Here is a 20,284-nt window from a genome sequence, read left to right as displayed (position 1 = left end):
TGTTTACTTGCTTATAGTGTTTTTATAATGCGTAGCGCGTGCTTTTTGTTTTAGATGACTTCTGATATCTAGAAGACTTTTTCTTTGCTTTATTTTTAATATTTGCGAAATAAAAAAACTCCATAACTGAAGAAGTAATGTTCTTTTGTTATGGAGTTTTATAATGTAAATTATAAACTTCTGGAAAACGCAGATTATTATTTATTTTTTAGCTTAATAAAGCCAATAAATTTAAATTTTACTTTCGTCTGCAACGGCGTCTTGCCATTTATCCCAGATTTTAACGCCTGGATTGTAACCATCATAGCCATAGTTTTGACTTAACTGGCCCTTGATATTTGGCTCGATAGCCAATCTATATGGTATTGGCCAGTAATTATTACGTTTGTCCATTGTATAAAACTTTACACCTGGTTTAAGGGAAATACCTGCTGGATATTTATTGTAAAGGGTGTAATGTACAATACGCTGGTACCAATAACTTCCACCTACTGCATCTGTTCCTGATTGTTTGTCCCAATTGTCTTTACTGTAAGTTTGGCCCCATTCATCAGGTTTTCCGCTAAGAGCTAAACAGTGCGAAATACGTTTTAACTCTACATTTCTCCATTCTTCCAGATAAAGTTCTCTTCCTCTTTCTGCACAAATATCACCAATAGTTACTGTAGTATACATTTGTGAAGCTTTTGCTCTCGCTCTCACGACATTTACATCCTGAGCAGCTCCAGCGGTGTTACCTTGATAAAAACGAGCTTCTGCACGTAATAAATAGGTTTCGGCTAAACGATAAATGTATAGGTGTGCACTAGATCCGGCACTAGCTCCCTGAAAATCATTTGCTGCAGGATTACCTTCGGCGACAACATCATGATAAAAGATTTTATAATGAGGGAAATCAAACCAATCGCGAATAGAATCTTGTGCTAACAACTTACCAGATGCGTCTTTCATTGTGAAATTTTGCCCAGCCCATGTAGCACTTCCACCGGTACCGGGAGCATATTTTAGGTCTTCCATATTCACCCAATTTCCAACTGTGCTGTTGTGTCTTAGGTCGACCTTATCTTCGATATGGTTTACAACCCACATAGGATGCTGAGAATAATAAGAACCGCTGATGGTACCAATACCACGCCCTATTGCTCTTTGATAATCATATTTTGCATTATAATTTTTATCATTCGATGGAAAACGTGGTGCCGCTGTTTTACCATCAGGAGTAATTAAATTGGCATCGTTCCAGTTAGGTCCAAAAATTCTCATGGAAGCAAATGTTAAGAATGATTGTGCTCCTCCATTTGGTGCTACCAGGATAGCTTCGGTATTTGCAGAAATTACTTTGTTTTCAGGTCTGTGCAAATCCCAGATTACATTTCTGGTAATAGGCCATGTCGTAGGATTTCCACCCGGATCAAAAATACCTAAAGTGTTTTGTACCAAGGAATAACCTGATTGATTGATTAAGATATTAGCTTGTGCTTCAGCATCAGCAAATCTGCCAGATGCTAAGTAACATTTAATTAGTAACTGACGGCACGCTCCTTTACTAACCATACCCACATATCCTATTTTTGACTGCTCCGGTACAAATTGTACCGCTTTCTCCATATCGGCTGTAATCATTTCAATGATAGCTTCTTTTTTTGTAGAATAGTAGCTTTGTTTAGGGACAGTCAATATTGTTGTAATCAATGGAATATCTCCAAATTGATAAACTAAGTTAAGATAGCGGTAAGCTCTGTGAAAATAAGCCTGTCCGATAAATTTATTTTTAACTTCTTCTGATAAAGTTTTTACATTCCCAATATACGATAATACAGTATTAGCATTTTTAATACCTGTATAAGCTTCAGTCCAGTAAAAACCAAGATAAATTGACTCACCTACATCCCTTTGGTAAGTTCCGGTAGGAACAATAGTAGCAGCATAGTCGGCAATATTACTGCCGGTATCTGTTTTTCCATATTGTGCCATATCAGAGAAAAGATACTCTGTACCAATAGGCACACTTACTCCCGCAGGATTATAATGAATATAATTATTACGCAGCTGTTTATCACATAATGCTAAAGTCGCCTGTAGTCCAGCTTCTGTATTAAATGTAGTTTCAGGTTGATAAACCGAAAGTGGATCTGCATCGAGAAAATCTTTCGAACAAGAACCAGACAACACTGCCAATGCTACAAAAGGTACCAGTATTGTCATTTTATTTTTTATATATCTTTTCATTGTTGGGTAATTGTTATAGTTGGAAATTAAAACCTAAATTAAATTGTCTTGTAGCCAATCCTCCTGTTTCCGGATCTCCATAGTATTTCCATTCTTTAGAAGCAGACCATGTTGCTACATTTTGAACTGAAGCATAAATTTTGATACTTTTAATATGTACGCGGTCTAAAAGATCTCTTGGAAGTGTATAGGCAAGTGAAATATTGTCCAGACGAATAAAACTGCGATCATACAATTTTCCTGGTGCGACAGGAGTTCCCGCAGGTCCTTTAGCATCAAGACGTGCCCAATCGTTGGTTGGGTTATCAAGTGTCCAATACGGATTTACATAAGGGTTGAAATTGAATTTGTACAAACTCGAATCGTTGAAAGTGTTCATATAATTTGAATCCAATGATTTGTGCCCCATATAAGAATACATACTGATACCTAAGTCCCAATTTTTATAAATTTTAAAATCATTACGCAATGACCACTGTACAGGAGGACTTGAAGTCCCTAAAAACTGTTTGTCTTTTTCGTTATAAACGGCTTTTTTATAAGTAACACCATCTGGGCCTACCGCATCTACATCGTCTGCAGTATAACTATTGGCTACTTTTGGATCTCCGGGACGCTGCCCGTATTTTTGAGCTTCTTTCCACTCGTCTTTCTGCCAGATTCCAGTTATTCTGTAATCCCAAATTTGAGAAATTGGTCGGCCTATAAACCATCCATTAGCCGAATCGTCACCTTCTTTTTTTCCAACTACATTACCGCTGGCATCTTTAACATCTACCATGTTGCCGTATAATGAAAGAATTTTATTTTCGTTATAGGATATTCCTAATGTAGTACGCCATTCAAAATTTGGCTTTTTCATGTTAACGGTATTAATGCTCACCTCAAAACCTTGATTTTGTACTTCCCCTAAATTGGTTGCAATTAATGCAAATCCTGTAAAATTAGGTAATGCCTGACTCATAATCATTTGGTGAGTATTCTTTCTGTAAACATCTATATTAGCTGTAATGCGATCTTGTAAAAAACCTAAGTCAAGACCAATATTTGTTGAAGCAGTTTTTTCCCATACGAAATTTCGATTTGCCATACGATCAAGCGATAAATATTTCATTTCAAGCGCTTTTCCTGAAGAATCTAAATACCCCATCGTTCCGGTATTTATTAAGTTTGCCAAAGAAATGTACGGATCATCAAGCGATCTGTTTCCATTTTCACCCCACGATAAACGTAATTTACCAGTAGACATTGGAGCCCAATTGAACCAGCTTTCATTTTTAAAGTTCCATGCCACTCCAAAAGAAGGGAAAGTTGCATAAGGATTTGAATCACCAAATGCCGAATATCCATCACGACGAATAGTTGCTGTAAGCATGTAACGATTGTCAAAGGAATAGAAAAGTCTTGCCATCAATCCATCTGCTGTTTCATGCGTGTCTTTTGATCTAAGCTCGCTATTCGCCAATGTTGCAGTAGCAACATTGTGAAACCCTAAAGCATCTGAAGGCTGAATATTATAGGCATTCATTCCATCTGACCAGTAACGACGTTCTTCAGCTTCCTGAACAAAAGTTGCTATGATGTGGTGTTTTTCAGCAATTGTATAATCCCAGGTCAATGTATTATTCAGGTTGTAATCAAAATTCGTGGAGTTATTTCTAACAGCTCCAGTAGTAGCTGCTGGCCAGTTTGGATTTTGTGTTGACCTGAAATAACGATCATGATAAAATTGATAACGAGGAGAGATGTTAAACGAATAAGTAATACCTAAAGGTAATGTTACCTTTGCATTGAAAATACTATTCAATATTGTATATCCCGTTTCTTTCTCTATATATTGACGTTCGTAGTAATAGTTATAATTTTGCCCGGAAACATTTTTTCCCATCGGTTGTCTTTCATAGTTGCCATTTGCATCTTTAAAGGTTCCAAACGGGCTGGTTCTCATCATATTATTAAAACCGGAACGTGTATCCAGAGAGGGAGTAATATCTCCATCTGAACGATCCTGAAAATTAACGTTTGCTCCAACGTCAAGCCAGCTGGTAATTTTAGCATCAATTTTCATATTAGAACGTACTGATTTATAATCATTACCTACAATAGCTCCTTCTGAATTTAAGTAACCAAAAGACATGTAATAATTTACCTTGTCGCTTGCTCCGGAAATACTCAAATTATAATCGTGATTAATTCCTGTTCTAAAAGAACTATTGCTCCAATCATGTGTTTTATCTGCCAGGAAATTAGCCATTAATGAAGGATCAAAATTCAATCCCAAACGTGCTCCCCATACTTCTTTTGAGCTTTTTCCGTTGGTTTGTAAAGGCGGCTGATAGGCTAACCATTGTGCTTCGGTAATACCCCATTTGCTTAAATCGTTAGGATTTGAAAAATACCCCGGTTTACCATTAGCAGTAGTTCCTGCTATCCATGCTTCGTATTGTCCGGTTGCTGTATTAATGCCATAAGTTTGAGCCGTTTCCCAATCTTCACGATATTTTAAATATCCCTCCGGAGAATATACACCACGATAGGCACTTTTATTACTAATCGTTGTATTGGTAGTAAAACTAACCATAGGCTTGCCGGTTTTACCTTTTTTAGTCGAAATAATAATAACCCCGGCTGCTGCTTTCGCACCATATACAGATGCTGCCGATGCATCTTTTAAAATATCGATCTGGCCAATATCATCAGGGTTAATTTCTGAAAGTTCACCATAGAATTGCATTCCGTCTAAAATGATAAGCGGTGAACTATGTACGCCCTCTTTTCTAGGATCATAAACAGAACCTTGTCCACGAATTTGCATTCTTCCTCCTCCTTTTGCCGAAGGATCATAACCTACATTTAATCCGGGAGTACCTCTTAATATATCCTGAACGGTTTGTGGGTTTTGGTTGGCCAGTCTTTCAGGTGCTACCTGAACAATTGCTCCCGTTAAATCCTTTTTTTTCATTTTACCGTATCCCACTACAACTACCTCGTCTAATGAAGTTGTAGCTTTTTGCATTTTTACATTTACCGCAGCTTTTCCTTTTATGGATACTTCAGTATTTGTATAACCCAGAAAAGAGAATACTAATATGGCATTTTCATTTTCTGTTTTTAAACTAAATTTTCCGTCAAAATCTGTTAAAACGGCATTTTTAGTTCCTTTTTCTAATATGGTTACACCTGGGAGCGGTAAACCATTTTCGTCATTAACCTGTCCGGTAATGCTTTTTTGCTGTTGTACATTTTGAGACGTTGTTGTACGCTTAGAACTAACAGCGTATCCATCAACTTGAGATAAAGAAAGCAGGACACAAAACAGCATCATTTTCTTTTTCAAATTAAATCCAGATACGCAATTAGGACTTTTTTTAATCCTAATAGAATTTGTCATTTGTGGTTGGTAATTGGTTAATTAATTAGTTAGTTTGAAAAAATCACCATGAACTGGTAAATATCGATTGGTGATTTACCGTGCAAAATTGAATAATATTGGTTTTAGCGAGGAGTAATAAAATACGTTTTTGGGTATACTAAAATCTTTTTTCTGAATTTAGATGCGTTTTTGTCTTAAAAAAATGACGTTAATGAAATAATAGATATCGAAAAAAAATAAAACTGAAATTATTAAAAATGTAATGCTGAATAATTGCGATACATATTGATCTTACTAAAAAATTGACGTCGCTGTATATTATTTAATTCACTATTGATCCTTTCAAATAATAAAAAGAAGTTTATGAAAGGAAATGTGTTTAAGTTGTTGTTTTATAATTGAATAACTAAGTTTTAGTTATTAAGGAATTAATATAATTGATTCGAAAATTTATAAGAATCTATTATATTTTTAATGAGACAATGGCAGGTAAAAACAAATTTCGTTGTAGAGCTATGTATAGAATATTTATATTAACCATAAAGATGAATTGTATTTGTCCGTAAAAATAATCTCATATTTTTTATGTGATAGATGGAAGTATTGGCATTTTCAGGTTGAAATAGCCATTTATCGCTCAATATAGATTTTAGGATTATTTATTATCTTCGAAATTCCTAGATCATAAAAAGCAGTAAAAATCATTAACAAAGAATAGTATTATGAACAGAAAAATAATCTCAATATTTACATCATGTGCGTTTATGTTGATTCTATGCAGTTTTGTACCATCGTATTTTTCCGGTGAAAAAAAACTGGAGCATAAAATAGAAGGCAAAATTGTTTACAACAAAAAGAAACATAATATCGTATTAACATGGCCGGCATTTGGCTCTTCAGGAAATTATATCATTACGAGAGGAGGGAGCAGGTTAGCATCAGATTTTGTATCGGTGGGGTCTACTTCTAAATTGACATTTACAGATAGTAAACCTAATAAAGATAAATATGAGAACTACTATAAAATTACCCGTAACGATATAACCATACTAATTTCGCTTGAAAATCAAATTTTTGGCAGTAATATGTATTTCTACGACAGAAAGTACGAAAAGGCAGAAACGGCTAGAAACGATATTAATTCGCAGTTTCCAAGTATTGGTCTTGGAGGATCAAATGGTGAATGGACTACCAAACGTCAGGCTTATTATTTTAAAGCAAATATAAAGGGAGAAACTTACGATGCTGGCGGGTCAGGTTCTGCGTCGTCGAAAGAAGCGAATGCAATTGAATTAGGGTTTTATTCTCATATTGGAGGTTTGGGTAAAGTACCATCAGATGTTAAGTTGGGTGCTATCTTTACAAGGCCTCATCTTTCAGGTGGAGCAAATGCTACGTGTACGTTTTGGCGTTCTGTAGAAAATGTTGAAGTCATGCGGGATTTTGGCTGGACAGTTTCTCAATCGACGAGTGCGAGAAGAATGCTGATTGAAAGTACTTCAAAATATATATCTGATATTGGAGGCACTAATTTTTGGGGAAGTGGTGGTTTTATTGCCGATACTCATTATACATCGACCAGACCTAATTGGGGCGGGCAGCAACAATGGTATACCAGAAATGCCATATTTCCTGTTGGTTCAGCATCTATGGGAGGTTCTTATAATATGGTTTGGCAAGGTTGTGTAAATCCTCCAAAGGCTGATGATGCAAATTCTCCAATTTCTACTACGCCTATTATCAGAGAAAAGCCTTTCTTATTTGTGGATGGAGACGGCGAATACAAAGTATTTGTTCCGGCATGGCAAAAGGATAGAGTAGGAGTTTCGTGGTCGTCTACAGATATCGGGAAAGGAAAAATTCAGGATTTGCTTACAGACTGGTATGTTGCCAAAGAAGGTGATACTGATGTAGAAATCAATAATGCATTAAAAGCAGGCAAAAATATATTTTTCACACCAGGACATTACGCACTGAATGCTCCTATTCAGGTGAATAGAAAAGATGCTATACTTTTAGGTGCGGGTATAGCTTCGGTTACGCTTGAACCTACAGAGAAAAATAGCTGGGGATGTATTTATGCTGATGACAAGGACGGGATTATCATTGCGGGACTTTTGATGGATTCTTTTAATAGTACAACGTATCAGGTTAGAATTGGTAACGAAGGGGCAAATGCAGACCATACAAACGATCCTATTTTGCTTTCGGATATTACTTGCAGAGTAGGTGGAGTTCAGTCAAAAAATATTCAGATACAAGCTTCTATGCAAATTAACAGTAACAATGTAGTAGGCGATCATTTTTGGTTATGGCGTGCTGATCATGGTTCGCAAAAAGGCGGAGAGGCTCGTTGGGTAAGAGACAGATGTAAAAACGGTCTTATTGTTACGGGCGATGATGTTACACTTTATGCTTTATTTGTCGAGCATTATCAGGAATATGAAGTGTTATGGTTAGGAGAACGCGGTAGAACTTATTTCTTTCAAAATGAACCGCCTTATGATGCTCCCAATCAAGCAAGCTGGAGCAGTCAGGGAGGTAAAGTTGATGGTTATGCAGCATTTAAGGTGGCGAATACAGTAAAAGAACATCATACGATTGGAATGGGTTCTTATGCGGTTTTTACAGGAAATAACGGCATTGTAAACAAGAAAAATGGCTTTGAAGTACCTAATACCCCAAATGTGAAACTCGAAAAAATGTGTATCACTCGTTTTGCGGGTCCGGGTAATATTTTAAATGTGATTAACGGAACGGGTGGAAGCACAGCAACTGGGGTAAAACGTGTAGCATTATACAATAACGGTGTAGGGATACCACCTTATGACGAAGAATTTAATTTGCCTAATGCTGAATCATATCCGGCATACATTAGTATGGATAAGTAGTAAAAGCAGCATATATTTTTATTAGAAAATATCTTAAATAAGAAAACCTGAAGATGAATTGATCTTCAGGTTTTTTTTATAATATCTATTGTTTGATTGTCTTGTCAGGAAAATGATAATTAAAAACTTAAATGATTTTTTTTCAATTTAGATTACGGTTTCTGAGTAAAACCTTTTCTGGTCATTTCGCCCCAGCCTTTGGTTCCCATAAGATTTTCTTTATAACCAATTAAAGCAGCATAAATGGTTAAAGGATGAAAATATAATGGTTCTATGAAAGCAGCCAGTAACAGCTTAAAAAAATCAGCTTGTTTTGGATATTTATGATAGGTACGTTCTTCGCTGTACAATGCGATGACTGAAAATAAAACAGCGAAAAAGTACACAAACAATAAAAGTAAAAAAAAGAAATACCAACTCAATAAACCAAATATGATAAATATAACGGTAATCAAAAGTCCGGTAAATTCTATTGCAGGAGCCAGAAACTCAAAGAATGTCCAATACGGTACGCTTAGCATTCCTAAAAGTTTATATTTTGGATTCAGGAACATTTTTTTATGAAGACTAAGAGTTTCAATAGTTCCTCTCATCCAACGGCTGCGCTGTTTTTTGAAAATATTGAAATCTTCAGGCGCTTCTGTCCAGCAAAGCGGATCAGGAATATAACTCACTCCGTAAGGCAAATCGTTTTCAAGCATGTAGCGACGCATTCGCACCACCAATTCCATGTCTTCGCCTACAGTTTTTGTGCTATAGCCACCTGCCAGTAAAGCAATTTCTCTGTCAAATGCACCGAAAGCTCCGCTAATAAGTAATAAGCCGTCAAGTCTGCTCCAGGCCATTCTTCCTAAAAGAAAAGCTCTCAGATATTCTAACACCTGTATTCTTGGAATCATAACATCCGGAATATTTACTTCGACCAAACGTCCGTTTTTGATCACGCACTGATTGGCTATTCTGACAACGCCGCCTGTAGCAATTATACGTTTTTCATGTGATTCAAGAAAGGGTTTTGCTAGTTTAAGCAATGAGTCTTTGTCAAGAATACAATCTACATCAATACAAACTACATACGGATTTTGAGCAATATTTAATCCCACGTTCAAAGCATCGGCTTTACCGCCATTTTCTTTGTCTACGACAATTAGTTTTTTGAAAGCAGCATTTCTAGAAGTGTAAATTCCTTTTATTTTTTTTGTTTCTATTTGTTGATGAATCGCACGTTCAGTTAGTACAAGATCATAAGTACTAATGAGGATTTCCATAGAATTATCTTTACTTCCGTCATTTACAACAATCACCTGATAATTATTATAATTTAATGAAAGTAACGATTTTACATTTTCCTTAATTGTAAAACCTTCATTATAAGCAGGAGCAATCAGGGAAAGACTCGGCGCAAATTCACTTGTTAAAAGCACATTATAATCTACAAAACTATTTTTTTTAAGATATTCTCTCAATTCTCTTGTCGAAAGATGAGCTAATATAAGATAAGACGACATGATGAATATCGCATAAGCAAGTATAAGCATGAGATATACTTCAGAAAACGCCGTTAATTCGTTATTAAAAAAAGTCATTTGCTTATATTGTTAAAGTCTGCAATACGTTTTGCGCCTCATATTTTACTTGTGTATTGGTACCATTGTTTACCAATTGTGCTACATACGAAATTTTTTGTGTAAGTCTAAGTTCTTTAATCAGTTTTAAACCAAGTGAAATTACTGTTGTATTTTGCGATTCGAGTAATAGTTCAACTCCTTTTGTGTCGCCAACATCGTGTTTTTTAAAAGCATTTATAATATTAATCTGCATCCATTCATCTATTGGGAAAGGATATTCAGTAAGATGTACAATACCTTTTGTCCCGCCAAGTTTAATGGCGGCATTGAGTGCTGTAATTTTTAAAGTTTTGTTTCTCGATTTTGATATCGTTATGATGCTGTCAAAAGTTTCGGTAACATTCATTTCTGCAAGCTCCGTGATACCTTTGCATTTTATCTCCCATTTTAAACTTTTAAGACGTTTAAGCGAGTCGTTTATCAAGCCGGATTCTTTATAAAACTGTTCTAATTTCTGCGAATAAACTCCATCGTAATTTTTGTGGAGATCGATAATAGATTCCATAGTTACTTCTCTCGAAAAAGCATTTCTGGAAAGTATTTTATAATCTTTGTCTTCTTTAATAGCAGAAAAAGTAAGGTCTTGAAAAACAATCGAAAACATTAATTTTTCAATTAATGAACTGTATACTATTCTGAGCTTTTCTTTCTTGATATTATTACTTCGGCTTCTGATAATCATGACGTACAAGATCACCGCCGAAATAATAAACAGGCTAATGCACAGAATTAGAAAATGTTCTAACCAGGCATCATTATTAAAAAATTTCCTGATTTGTAGCATATTAGAAACGTTTCGTTACAATTACCTGAACATTAAATCTATTTCTGTATTCGTTTGGCAAATATTCTTCATATTCATAAAGAAAAACCGGTCGCACAAAAAAGGAATTACCAAAACGATGCTGGTATTGCAAACCAACTCTATACGCTTTTAAAGGTTCAGTTGCATTATTATAAAGATACAAATAAGGAACGTTACCATATTGCAATTCTAATCGTATAAGACTTTCTTTTTCGTCGTTTGTATGCTGAATACTTAAAACATGAGAAAGCAATTCGTTTGAAGTATCGTAATAAGGACGATATGCCAGCGTATACGAACCTGTTTTATAGGCAATTTGTCCTGTAAGTAATGTTACGTCATCGGTTTCAAAATGCATAAATCTGGCACCCAGAGCATAATCGAATCTTTTACCGGGTTTAAAATAATATTCGGCACCAACTTTTGCCACGGGAAATATGGTTTCTCCGGTCGAAAAACTAGCATTAACATATAAATAATCTCTTTTTTTGAAGGTCTGATAATAATCTGCCTCAAACATCATTTGTGTATCATTGTTGGCATAACCTATATTTGCACGTCCCACAAGAGCCGATTTGCTAAATTTATGCGAATATTCGATATAGCCATAATGTAAAGGCGACTGACCAGGATTAGAGGTTGAGATATTAAGATAAGAAGCGGCTATTGCATTTTTTGCCTTTTGGCCAATAAGTGTTCGCAATCCTGTAATGGCCTGCGTACTATTGTCGGTTATAGGTAATTTTTCTACCAGTTCTAATGCCTCTTTATCACGATTTAATTTTTCGAGCGATTTAATTTTGATTAACGCAACATCCGAAGAATTGGAATCTATTGCAAGATATTTATCGCAATACGCAATACAGGTTTCAAATTGTTCTGACCAAAAATAGACATTAATAATAGCCAATAAAGCATCGGGATTAGGACTGGTTCTGTCTGCCATTGGAGACAATATTTTTATTGCCGAAGCATACTCTTTTTTCCAGCTGTAAATTCGGCCTTTATAAATTTTTATATCTTCATTCTCAGGAAACTTGGTTTGCAAAGGCTCCAGAAGCAATAATGCTTTATCGTAGTTGTTTTTTTCGACTTCACGTTTTACCTCAGATAAAGCCGAGTCAAGATTAATTTCCTGCGCTATAACACTCGAGGAAATTAAAAATAAGAAAATGGAGTAGTATAGAAATTTCATTAAAGTCGTGTTTTTAGTAATTTATTAATTCTCACTAAAAGCACAGCCGGACTAACAGGTTTAGCCATAAATTCGTTTGCACCAATGTCAAAAGAATCGAGTTCGGTTTGTTCTACGCCCGACGAAGTAAATATAATTATTGGAATATCAGAACCAAGACTTTCCCTTACATATTGCGTAATTTCCATTCCGCTTTTGCCGGGCATATTGATATCTGTAAGGATCAGGTCGTAACTATTTGCTTCAATGGCATCGAGTGCGTCTTTTCCGTCAGAAAACTGATCAACAGTAAATCCTTTAGACTCTAAGAAAAATGATAATGATTTGCGTAGGATTTCATTATCTTCGGATAAAATTATTCTCATGGCTTAAATTTTGTCTTTGGGGTAACTACTTTTAGCAACTGCTATTATTACAAAATTAAGGCATACTTCTCTTTTATCATACTTCCTTTAAGATTTTAACGACTTCTGTGATTTCACAATGAAAAATATTTATTTTATCTGCGGTTTCAGCATTAAATTGTCCCAATTTGGCTTCTTCTTCGATAATAGTTAAATAGTTACTAAGATCTTTTAGCATAAAAATGTCAATACTTGATTTCATATTGTGCGCAAGATCTCTCACCGTATTGGTATCATTGTCATGAAATGCTTTTTGTAACTGATCGGCTTCATTTGGAATTTTCTCTACAAAAAGATTGATCATCTCTTGTCTGAAACCGGTATCTCCATAAGACATTTCTTCTAAGAAAGACAAATCTACTTTTCTTTTCTGAACCGGTTTACTTTCTATGGTTAAAACCGTTTTTATAGTTTCTAAAAGTGCCGTCTGCTTAAAAGGTTTTGGTACATAAGCATTCATTCCCATATTAAAACAAAGTTCCTGTTCGCCCACAAGAGAATGTGCCGTCATGGCTATTATCGGAATGTTTAAATTCATTTCATTTCTGATGTACTCTGTAGTCTGATAACCATCTTTTACCGGCATTTGAAGATCCATCAATATCAGGTCGTATTTATTTTTGGATAAAAGATCAATTCCAACCTCTCCATTTTCAGCAATATCCAGCTCAAAACCAAAATTATGAATCACGCTTCGTACCAGTTTTTGATTCAGGACATTATCTTCGCAAAGAAGAATATTTAGTTTTCCTAAATTATAGCCTGACAACTGTTCTTCTTCGGCTTCAATTTGTTCTGTTTTTTTATAATTTAAAATAAAGAAAAATTCTGAGCCACGACCCTCTTTACTTTTTACATGAATTTCAGAATTTTGAAGATTGACTAATTGTTTTACAATATTAAGTCCAAGTCCTGTACCGCCAAATCTTCTGGTAGTGCTTTCTTCTGCCTGGGTAAATCGTTCAAAAATAGTTTTAAGTTTTTCTGCCGGTATACCAATTCCGGTATCTTTAACCGAGAATTTAAGTGAATAATTATCAGCAGTTTCAGTTACTTTTTTTACAGAAATAGTTACTTCACCATCTTCAGTAAATTTAAGGGCATTACCGGTAAGGTTTACTAATATTTGATTTAATCTGCCCTGATCTCCAATTACGTTTTCAGGCATTTCGGCATCCAGAAAAAGATTAAATTCAACATCTTTAGGCACCTTAATTTTTAGTAAATCATAAATATGTTTAAGGGAATTTTTTAAATTGAAAGGTTGCGATTCAATTGTTAAATGTCCCGATTCTAATTTAGAAAGGTCCAGAATATCATTTACAATTAAAAGCAGATTTTCTTCGGCAATTTGAACACTTTCTATATAATCACGCTGAATTGTATCAAGTCTCGTTTGTGCCAAAAGATCTGTAAAACCAATAATCGCGTTTAGCGGAGTTCTAATTTCATGACTCATATTCGCTAGAAAACTGTCTTTTGCAAATACGGCACGATCGGCGATTTTTTTCTGAGCAGCCAGCTCAATATTTTTTGTTATTAATTCTAATTGATTGATAACGTGTTTACCTATTATCGTAAGTGCATTACGCTGATCGTCATTAAGTTCTTTTGAAACATGATCGATAGCGCAAATGGTTCCAATGTTATATCCGTCAGGTGTCGTAAGCGGAACTCCGGCATAGAATCTCACCTTAAAACCTCCTGTAACATTAGGATCATTTTTAAATCGCTCGTTCGAATGCGTATCCGGTATTTCAACCATCTTCGATTCCATGATAGTATATCGGCAAAAGCTAATTTCTCTTGGTACCTCTGAAACTCCAATTCCAATTTCCGATTTAAACCATTGTCTGTTCTCGTCGATGAATGAAATATGTGCGATGGGCGCACCACATATATAAGAAACGAGTTTTGTAGCATCATCAAAAGCAGTATCTGGCAAAGTGTCAAGAATATTATAGCGTTTTAATGCGGCAAGACGTTGTAGTTCGTTGTGTGGTATAGGTTGTTCTGGAGTATTCATTATATAGGAGCGTAAAATGCAAAAATAAAATATTTTCGAGTAAAACTTGATGAAAAAATAAATCCTGCAAATGTACCTAAAGATTTGTTCTTTCTTCTATTAGAGTAGTAAATTAGTCTAATTGGTAATAGATATGTCGATTTAACAAAAAAAGGATGATTCTTTCCGGGACAAACATTATAATTTATTTAGTGTCTTGTTTATAAATAAAAAAGATTGGCTTTTAAGCCAATCTTTTTAAATTACCTTTTAGAAAGTATTATTTTGTAACCGTCATTTGTGGGTACGCAATATTAGTTGCAGGGTTAATAACTCCTGTAGCTATATAGCCATTTGCATCCTTAATTGTAATGTTTTTTATATTACTTGTTTTCGCGATACTAAAAATATTAATTTTTCTAAACGGAATACAAAGGTTAATTTTAAAGCTATTTGTTGTAATGTCTTTTGGAGAAACCTTTACTTTTTTAGCTGTTTCTAATACAGTTCCAATGTCTGAATAAACATCATAAGTAACTTCTAAATCACCAGAAAGAACTTTACCATTAATTAGATATTTATAATCTAAAGTAATATCAAAACCATAAGAATAAAGACCACTGCAAGGTAATGAAGAAGTTTTTACAGATTTAAAATTAGAGACAGTAATTGTTTTAGCAAGATTTCCCATATTCCACAATTCTTTATTTTCTCTAAATAATTCTGTAGTATACACAGTTAAGCCTAAAGCTCCAAAAGAGAAAGTTCCTGATGAATAGAAATTTCCAGTCGAAGTAAAAGCAGCTGGTTGAGATAAACTTCCATTTCCAAGAGTGAAGCTGTTAATTCCAAATTCAATATTTCCTTTTACATCCAATACATTAGAATCTAACAATTGAATTTTTGGTTTGATTGATATTTTCATATCCGAAATTACTTCTCCTGTTAAATCTCCTTCGGTAATTTTTGAATTGGTAATGGTATTTTCATAGATAAAATGGCTTTTTTTCCCTGGTACATTATTATAATAAGCAAACCCAATTTTGAATATTCCGCTTGAATTGATTGCAAAATGTGAGTTTTGTGATATAGTTGCCTCAACGTCAATTGGAAAAGCGATTTCGTCAATGCTTATTTTTGCAGGAATATCTCCCAAAAGATCACCAGCCGGAATCGTAAGATCGATTTCAACTTTCTTTAGTAAGTCTAAAAGATTTGCAGGAACATTGTCAATTAAATTATAAGAGTATTTTTTGTTTACAGCCCCCGAAAATGTAAAATTTGGGTTTACTGCGCTACTGATTTGATAATAGACTTCTATTTCGTTTGGAAGTATTTTTGATTTTCCAAATCCTATTTTCATATTAAGAACTGAATTTATAGATGTATTGGGATTTAATGTGAAACCATTTGCTTTATATTCATTGATATGATTGAAAATGTCATAAGTAAAACTGTTATTATAGTTTCCTTTTGCAGTTAGCAAAGAAGTGTTTTTAGACCTCAGCGCTCTTTCATTTTCCTGTACGTTCATCGATATTTCAATAGAACCACCTTGAAACAAATCTCCTATGTTAGCATCAGTTGTTGACAATAAGTAATTATTGTTGTTTTTTGAAATACTGGTTATTGTTCTAAAATATACTTTATCATTATTTGATGTTAAGTAAATTAAGTTTCCTACAATAAGTTTTTCTGCTACGGCAGAAGATGAAGTCTGAATTTTGAAGTTACCATTTTGCATCTCTGTTTCAGAGCTAATTATAGTAGCATTTTCAGAAGAAATTTTAGTTAAGTCAGGATTAATCGCCAGATCTCGAATATTATAGGTTACTCCATCTGCCGATCCGGATTTATTTATCACCTTAACAGGCTCGATTGCATTATTTGGCAGGTCTTTGCTTAGGTCATTATCATTCGAACATGATGTGAATGTAATAAGGCTGGCAATAAATAAGTAGAATGTTTTGTTCATATTTTTTTTTAAAGTTTCGAACAAAAATATTTGATAAAGGAAGAAGCAAACTACCACAGAACAATATGAAAAAGGCTAAATAAGTTTAGATTTCATTTTAAGGTAGGTTGGAAAAATAAATCTTAAAGCAGATTAATAAGTTAGTTTTATTTTGATAAAAAGAGTAGGATGTTTATATGTCATTTTTGTTGAACTGGGTATTTCCTTCTTAGATAATTGTTTAAAAACACAAAAGTTAAAATTGTTTAATAAACAGTTTTTTGCGTTTTTGAATGTTGTGACAAAAAGACTTATCCTGCTGTAAATAAAAAAAACATTGGTCTTTTGCTTTTTTGTTTTGTTGATAAGTTTGCAAAGAAATAATCAGATAGATTTTCTTAAAGTAATTAGTAAAAAGAGAATCAAAAATTTAAAAATCTTCATTAAAAACAATTATGAAAAAAACAATTTTAAGCAGCTTTATAGCTGTATCACTTTTATTAGCCGCAACATCGTGTGATAGTGACAACGACAACGAAACTTTAATTAATGCTACTGATTTACCAAAAGCTGCCGATGCATTTGTAAAAAAATATTTTCCTGATGCAAATTATGTACTTGTAACAAAGGAAAAGGTTGTTTCTATCGACGGATCTATTTATGATGTTAAACTAAGCAATTATTTCGAAATTGATTTTGATGCCGATGGCAACTGGATTGATATTGAAGGAAATCATCAAGCCATTCCTGTTGAATTAATTCCGGAAAAAATACAAACCTATGTAGCAACAAATTATCCAAATCAATTTGTAACTTCTATTGATAATGAAAGAACAACTGTCGAAGTAGAAATTTCTAACAACCTGGAACTAGTTTTTGATCGTCAAGGGAACTTTATAAGAATTGATTATTAAGAAAAACATAAAAACTAAGAAAAAGCCCTAATGAAAATTAGGGCTTTTTTTATTTAGAATCTGCATATATTTATAAATCTCCTCTCATTTTCAAAAAGCTCATATACTGGGAATTGTGTAATATCCAGATGAAATTACATACTTTTTAGAGATATCTCATTTGTACCTTTATTAGTGAATAAAAACTAATTTACAATCAAAAAAAAATAAGTTATGGCAGAAATTAAAATTGAGAAAAAAAAGCCTGTATGGCCATGGATTGTAGTTGTTCTATTAATCTCAGCAATTGTATATTATATCTTTTTGAGAGATAATGAAACGCAAACTGATAATAGTACGCAAATTGAAAATACTACCAGCACTGACAACACAACAAATTAATTAAGCAATCAACAGGAAACAAAATAGCTTTTGAATACCTGATAAAATTTGTTACAGAAGTAAAGGCAGACTTAAATTTAAAATTTTCCTAAAGCCACGCTAACGGAAAAGAATTTATAATATTAAAAAAAACATATGGAAAATAAAGATAGAAATTTATATAGATTAGATGAACTTTCTGATTATAAAGTTGCTTCAAACTATTCTGACGTACGAGGATGGAAAATAGTAGATGCTGAGAACCGTACTATAGGTACCATTGATAATCTTTGGGTCAATAAAGATATGAAGCGTGTTGTTTATCTGGATGTTAAAGCAGATAAAGTATTAATTGAAGACAGTCGTAATGAAATCCATGACGTTATAGCAAAAGAGAACAGAAAGGAGTTTATTTATAAAGACGGAGACAGTCATGTTATAATTCCCATTGGAGCAGTTAACATTAATAAAGATACCAAAACCGTTATGGCCAACAGTATAGGATATGAGACATTTAGAAATACAAGCAGATATAACAGGCAGGACAATTTTGACCGGGAGTATGAAAGAAGAGTAATGAATTCTTATTATCCTGAAAAAGATCCTGACTCAGTATATTATAGCGATGATGATTCTTTTTACAATCGAAGAGAATTTGATAACAAATAGCGTCTTTCGTCAAATATTGGCGAGTGCGAATAAGGATTAAAAAGATCAGACGTTTAATAATGTTTGATCTTTTTTTTTGTATAATTTGTTTTTTATTTTAATCATTATCAGTTCTTTATAGTTAATTTTTGTAAATTGACAATGGTTTTATTTTTATTAAAACATTTTTCGTTACTCATAAAAAAAACGGTTATAAATAATATTTTATATGGAAAATTTAAAAGCATCAATAGATGCGATAAACACTTTGTTTACAGATGAAAGCCTTATTCCCGATCAATATAAGATTTCAGAAATTCACCAGCGTGAATACCTTTTAAACGGTCAGTTAGTACCCTGGAACGGCGAAACAACACAAGTTTTTTCTCCTGTTTTTGTAGGGTCGGGGGAAGGAATCTCGCGAAAACTCGTTGGAACAATTCCTCATACAACTGTCAAAGAAGCGATGGAATCTCTTGATTCAGCGGTTGCAGCGTATGATAATGGACAGGGTGTCTGGCCTACAATGAGCGTGGAGGACCGTATTGCGTGTATGCAGAAATTTGTATATCTGATGATTCAACAGCGTGAAATTGTGATTAAACTTCTGATGTGGGAGATTGGCAAAAGTCTTGGAGATTCCACCAAGGAATTTGACAGAACTGTCGAATATATAAATGCAACAATTGATGCATTGAAGGATTTGGACAGACAATCGTCAAGGTTTGAAGAAGCAGAAGGGATACTGGCTCAAATCAGAAGATCGTCTCTTGGAGTGGTGCTGAGTATGGGACCTTTTAATTATCCCCTTAACGAAATTTTCACCACTCTTATTCCGGCGTTAATTATGGGTAATACTATTTTATTTAAATTACCTAAACACGGTGTATTGGCGCACTATCCTTTGCTAAATGCCTTTAAGGAAGCTTTTCCTCCCGGAACTGTAAATACTTTATACGGACGTGGGGCAGAAATAATCTCTCCTTTGATGGAAAGCGGGAAGGTCAATGTATTGGCTTTTATAGGTTCGAGCAAAGTAGCCAATAGTCTTAAGAAATTACATCCTATGGCCAACAGGCTGAGATCTATTTTAAGTCTTGATGCGAAGAATGCTGCTATTGTTACCAAAAATGCCGATTTGGATGTGGCAGTGAATGAATGCCTGCTGGGTGCGTTATCTTTTAATGGACAGCGCTGTACTGCATTAAAACTAATTTTTGTTCAAAAAGAAGTTGCTCAGGAATTTGTTGCCAAATTAAGTGATGCCGTAGCAGCTTTAAAACCTGGGCTTCCATGGGAAAAGGACGTAAAAATTACGCCTCTTCCTGAAGTAGATAAAGCTGCATACCTTAAAGAATGTCTTGATGACGCTTTAGCCAATGGCGCTAAAATTATCAATGAAAATGGTGGCTATACAAACCATTCGTTTGTTTTTCCTGCCGTTGTATATCCGGTAAATGATAAAATGAAACTGTATCACGAAGAACAATTTGGACCTATTATTCCTGTGGTTCCTTTTGATTCCATTGATGAGCCTATAGCTTATCAAATCAATGCCTCGCACGGAATGCAGGTGAGTATTTTTAGTGAAGATCCGCAGGAAGTTGCAAGTCTCATTGATCCCTTTGTAAATCTGGTAAGTCGTGTGAATATTAATTGCCAGTCTCAGCGTGGTCCTGATGTTTTTCCATTCACCGGAAGAAAAGACAGCGCCGAAGGAACTTTATCAATATCAGATGCATTACGTTCTTTTTCTATTCGTTCGCTTGTGGCAACCAAAGCTACATCTGCTAATAAGACTTTGTTTAATTCGATTGTAAGAGATCATGATTCTAATTTTCTTAGTACAGATTATATTTTTTAAAACTTTGAAAACAT

General features: G+C 34.2%; 13 protein-coding genes. 5 read left to right on the top strand and 8 right to left on the bottom strand.

All coding sequences use genetic code 11. The annotated features are described in order from the left end of the window. Positions 1–231: 231 nt before the first annotated feature. Positions 232–2,229 (bottom strand): RagB/SusD family nutrient uptake outer membrane protein, encoded by a 1,998-nt coding sequence (locus L0669_RS19745; RefSeq protein WP_263759596.1) that lies wholly within the window; start codon positions 2,227–2,229, stop codon positions 232–234. A 13-nt stretch (positions 2,230–2,242) separates the two neighbouring features. Further along, complete coding sequence (locus tag L0669_RS19740; protein WP_263759594.1) at positions 2,243–5,554, bottom strand: SusC/RagA family TonB-linked outer membrane protein; 3,312 nt, start codon at positions 5,552–5,554, stop codon at positions 2,243–2,245. Positions 5,555–6,324: 770 nt separating this feature from the next. Between L0669_RS19740 and L0669_RS19735 the strand changes: the two genes are divergently transcribed. Continuing rightward, positions 6,325–8,493, top strand: coding sequence for a hypothetical protein (locus L0669_RS19735; RefSeq protein WP_263759593.1), 2,169 nt, complete (start codon positions 6,325–6,327; stop codon positions 8,491–8,493). A 152-nt stretch (positions 8,494–8,645) separates the two neighbouring features. Here L0669_RS19735 and L0669_RS19730 read toward each other — a convergent pair whose 3' ends face one another. The 6 genes from L0669_RS19730 to L0669_RS19705 form a co-directional block, all read right to left on the bottom strand. Further along, a complete protein-coding gene (locus tag L0669_RS19730; RefSeq protein ID WP_263759592.1) occupies positions 8,646–10,079 on the bottom strand; it encodes a glycosyltransferase family 2 protein in 1,434 nt (477 codons plus the stop codon). 4 nt (positions 10,080–10,083) lie between these two features. Beyond that, positions 10,084–10,905, bottom strand: a complete 822-nt coding sequence (locus tag L0669_RS19725) for a hypothetical protein (protein WP_263759591.1) — start codon at positions 10,903–10,905, stop codon at positions 10,084–10,086. Position 10,906: 1 nt separating this feature from the next. Beyond that, a complete protein-coding gene (locus tag L0669_RS19720) occupies positions 10,907–12,121 on the bottom strand; it encodes a YaiO family outer membrane beta-barrel protein (protein ID WP_263759590.1) in 1,215 nt (404 codons plus the stop codon). Next, complete coding sequence (locus tag L0669_RS19715) at positions 12,121–12,486, bottom strand: response regulator transcription factor (protein WP_173969938.1); 366 nt, start codon at positions 12,484–12,486, stop codon at positions 12,121–12,123. The genes L0669_RS19720 and L0669_RS19715 overlap by 1 nt, the downstream gene beginning before the upstream one ends. Before the next feature lie 76 nt (positions 12,487–12,562). Next, complete coding sequence (locus L0669_RS19710) at positions 12,563–14,551, bottom strand: GAF domain-containing hybrid sensor histidine kinase/response regulator (protein WP_263759589.1); 1,989 nt, start codon at positions 14,549–14,551, stop codon at positions 12,563–12,565. A 259-nt stretch (positions 14,552–14,810) separates the two neighbouring features. Further along, positions 14,811–16,505, bottom strand: coding sequence for a hypothetical protein (locus tag L0669_RS19705; RefSeq protein ID WP_263759588.1), 1,695 nt, complete (start codon positions 16,503–16,505; stop codon positions 14,811–14,813). Between the two features lie 434 nt (positions 16,506–16,939). On the opposite strand from L0669_RS19705, the gene L0669_RS19700 reads away from it, so the two are divergent. From L0669_RS19700 to L0669_RS19685, 4 genes are all read left to right on the top strand, one after another. Continuing rightward, positions 16,940–17,398, top strand: coding sequence for a PepSY-like domain-containing protein (locus L0669_RS19700; RefSeq protein ID WP_263759586.1), 459 nt, complete (start codon positions 16,940–16,942; stop codon positions 17,396–17,398). Between the two features lie 213 nt (positions 17,399–17,611). Next, entirely contained in the window at positions 17,612–17,779 is a 168-nt protein-coding gene (locus tag L0669_RS19695) for a hypothetical protein (protein ID WP_173972819.1), read from the top strand. A gap of 135 nt (positions 17,780–17,914) precedes the next feature. Then, positions 17,915–18,427, top strand: coding sequence for a PRC-barrel domain-containing protein (locus tag L0669_RS19690; RefSeq protein WP_263759585.1), 513 nt, complete (start codon positions 17,915–17,917; stop codon positions 18,425–18,427). 208 nt (positions 18,428–18,635) lie between these two features. Then, entirely contained in the window at positions 18,636–20,270 is a 1,635-nt protein-coding gene (locus L0669_RS19685; protein WP_263759583.1) for an NADP-dependent glyceraldehyde-3-phosphate dehydrogenase, read from the top strand. Positions 20,271–20,284: the final 14 nt, after the last annotated feature.

The sequence above is a fragment of the Flavobacterium bizetiae genome, assembly GCF_024271895.1.
GTDB classification, from domain to species: domain Bacteria; phylum Bacteroidota; class Bacteroidia; order Flavobacteriales; family Flavobacteriaceae; genus Flavobacterium; species Flavobacterium bizetiae.
Note: the sequence above shows the minus strand (reverse complement) of the source record. Positions and strands in the feature narration are given on the sequence as shown.

What these genes read in the sequence shown, in the direction of transcription:
- L0669_RS19695 (WP_173972819.1), top strand. Translation starts at nt 17,612, where the DNA reads ATGGCAGAAATTAAAATTGAGAAAAAAAAGCCTGTATGGCCATGGATT.
- L0669_RS19740 (WP_263759594.1), bottom strand. Translation starts at nt 5,554, where the DNA reads ATGATGCTGTTTTGTGTCCTGCTTTCTTTATCTCAAGTTGATGGATAC.
- L0669_RS19690 (WP_263759585.1), top strand. Translation starts at nt 17,915, where the DNA reads ATGGAAAATAAAGATAGAAATTTATATAGATTAGATGAACTTTCTGAT.
- L0669_RS19735 (WP_263759593.1), top strand. Translation starts at nt 6,325, where the DNA reads ATGAACAGAAAAATAATCTCAATATTTACATCATGTGCGTTTATGTTG.
- L0669_RS19710 (WP_263759589.1), bottom strand. Translation starts at nt 14,551, where the DNA reads ATGAATACTCCAGAACAACCTATACCACACAACGAACTACAACGTCTT.
- L0669_RS19730 (WP_263759592.1), bottom strand. Translation starts at nt 10,079, where the DNA reads ATGACTTTTTTTAATAACGAATTAACGGCGTTTTCTGAAGTATATCTC.
- L0669_RS19700 (WP_263759586.1), top strand. Translation starts at nt 16,940, where the DNA reads ATGAAAAAAACAATTTTAAGCAGCTTTATAGCTGTATCACTTTTATTA.
- L0669_RS19715 (WP_173969938.1), bottom strand. Translation starts at nt 12,486, where the DNA reads ATGAGAATAATTTTATCCGAAGATAATGAAATCCTACGCAAATCATTA.
- L0669_RS19705 (WP_263759588.1), bottom strand. Translation starts at nt 16,505, where the DNA reads ATGAACAAAACATTCTACTTATTTATTGCCAGCCTTATTACATTCACA.
- L0669_RS19685 (WP_263759583.1), top strand. Translation starts at nt 18,636, where the DNA reads ATGGAAAATTTAAAAGCATCAATAGATGCGATAAACACTTTGTTTACA.
- L0669_RS19745 (WP_263759596.1), bottom strand. Translation starts at nt 2,229, where the DNA reads ATGAAAAGATATATAAAAAATAAAATGACAATACTGGTACCTTTTGTA.
- L0669_RS19725 (WP_263759591.1), bottom strand. Translation starts at nt 10,905, where the DNA reads ATGCTACAAATCAGGAAATTTTTTAATAATGATGCCTGGTTAGAACAT.
- L0669_RS19720 (WP_263759590.1), bottom strand. Translation starts at nt 12,121, where the DNA reads ATGAAATTTCTATACTACTCCATTTTCTTATTTTTAATTTCCTCGAGT.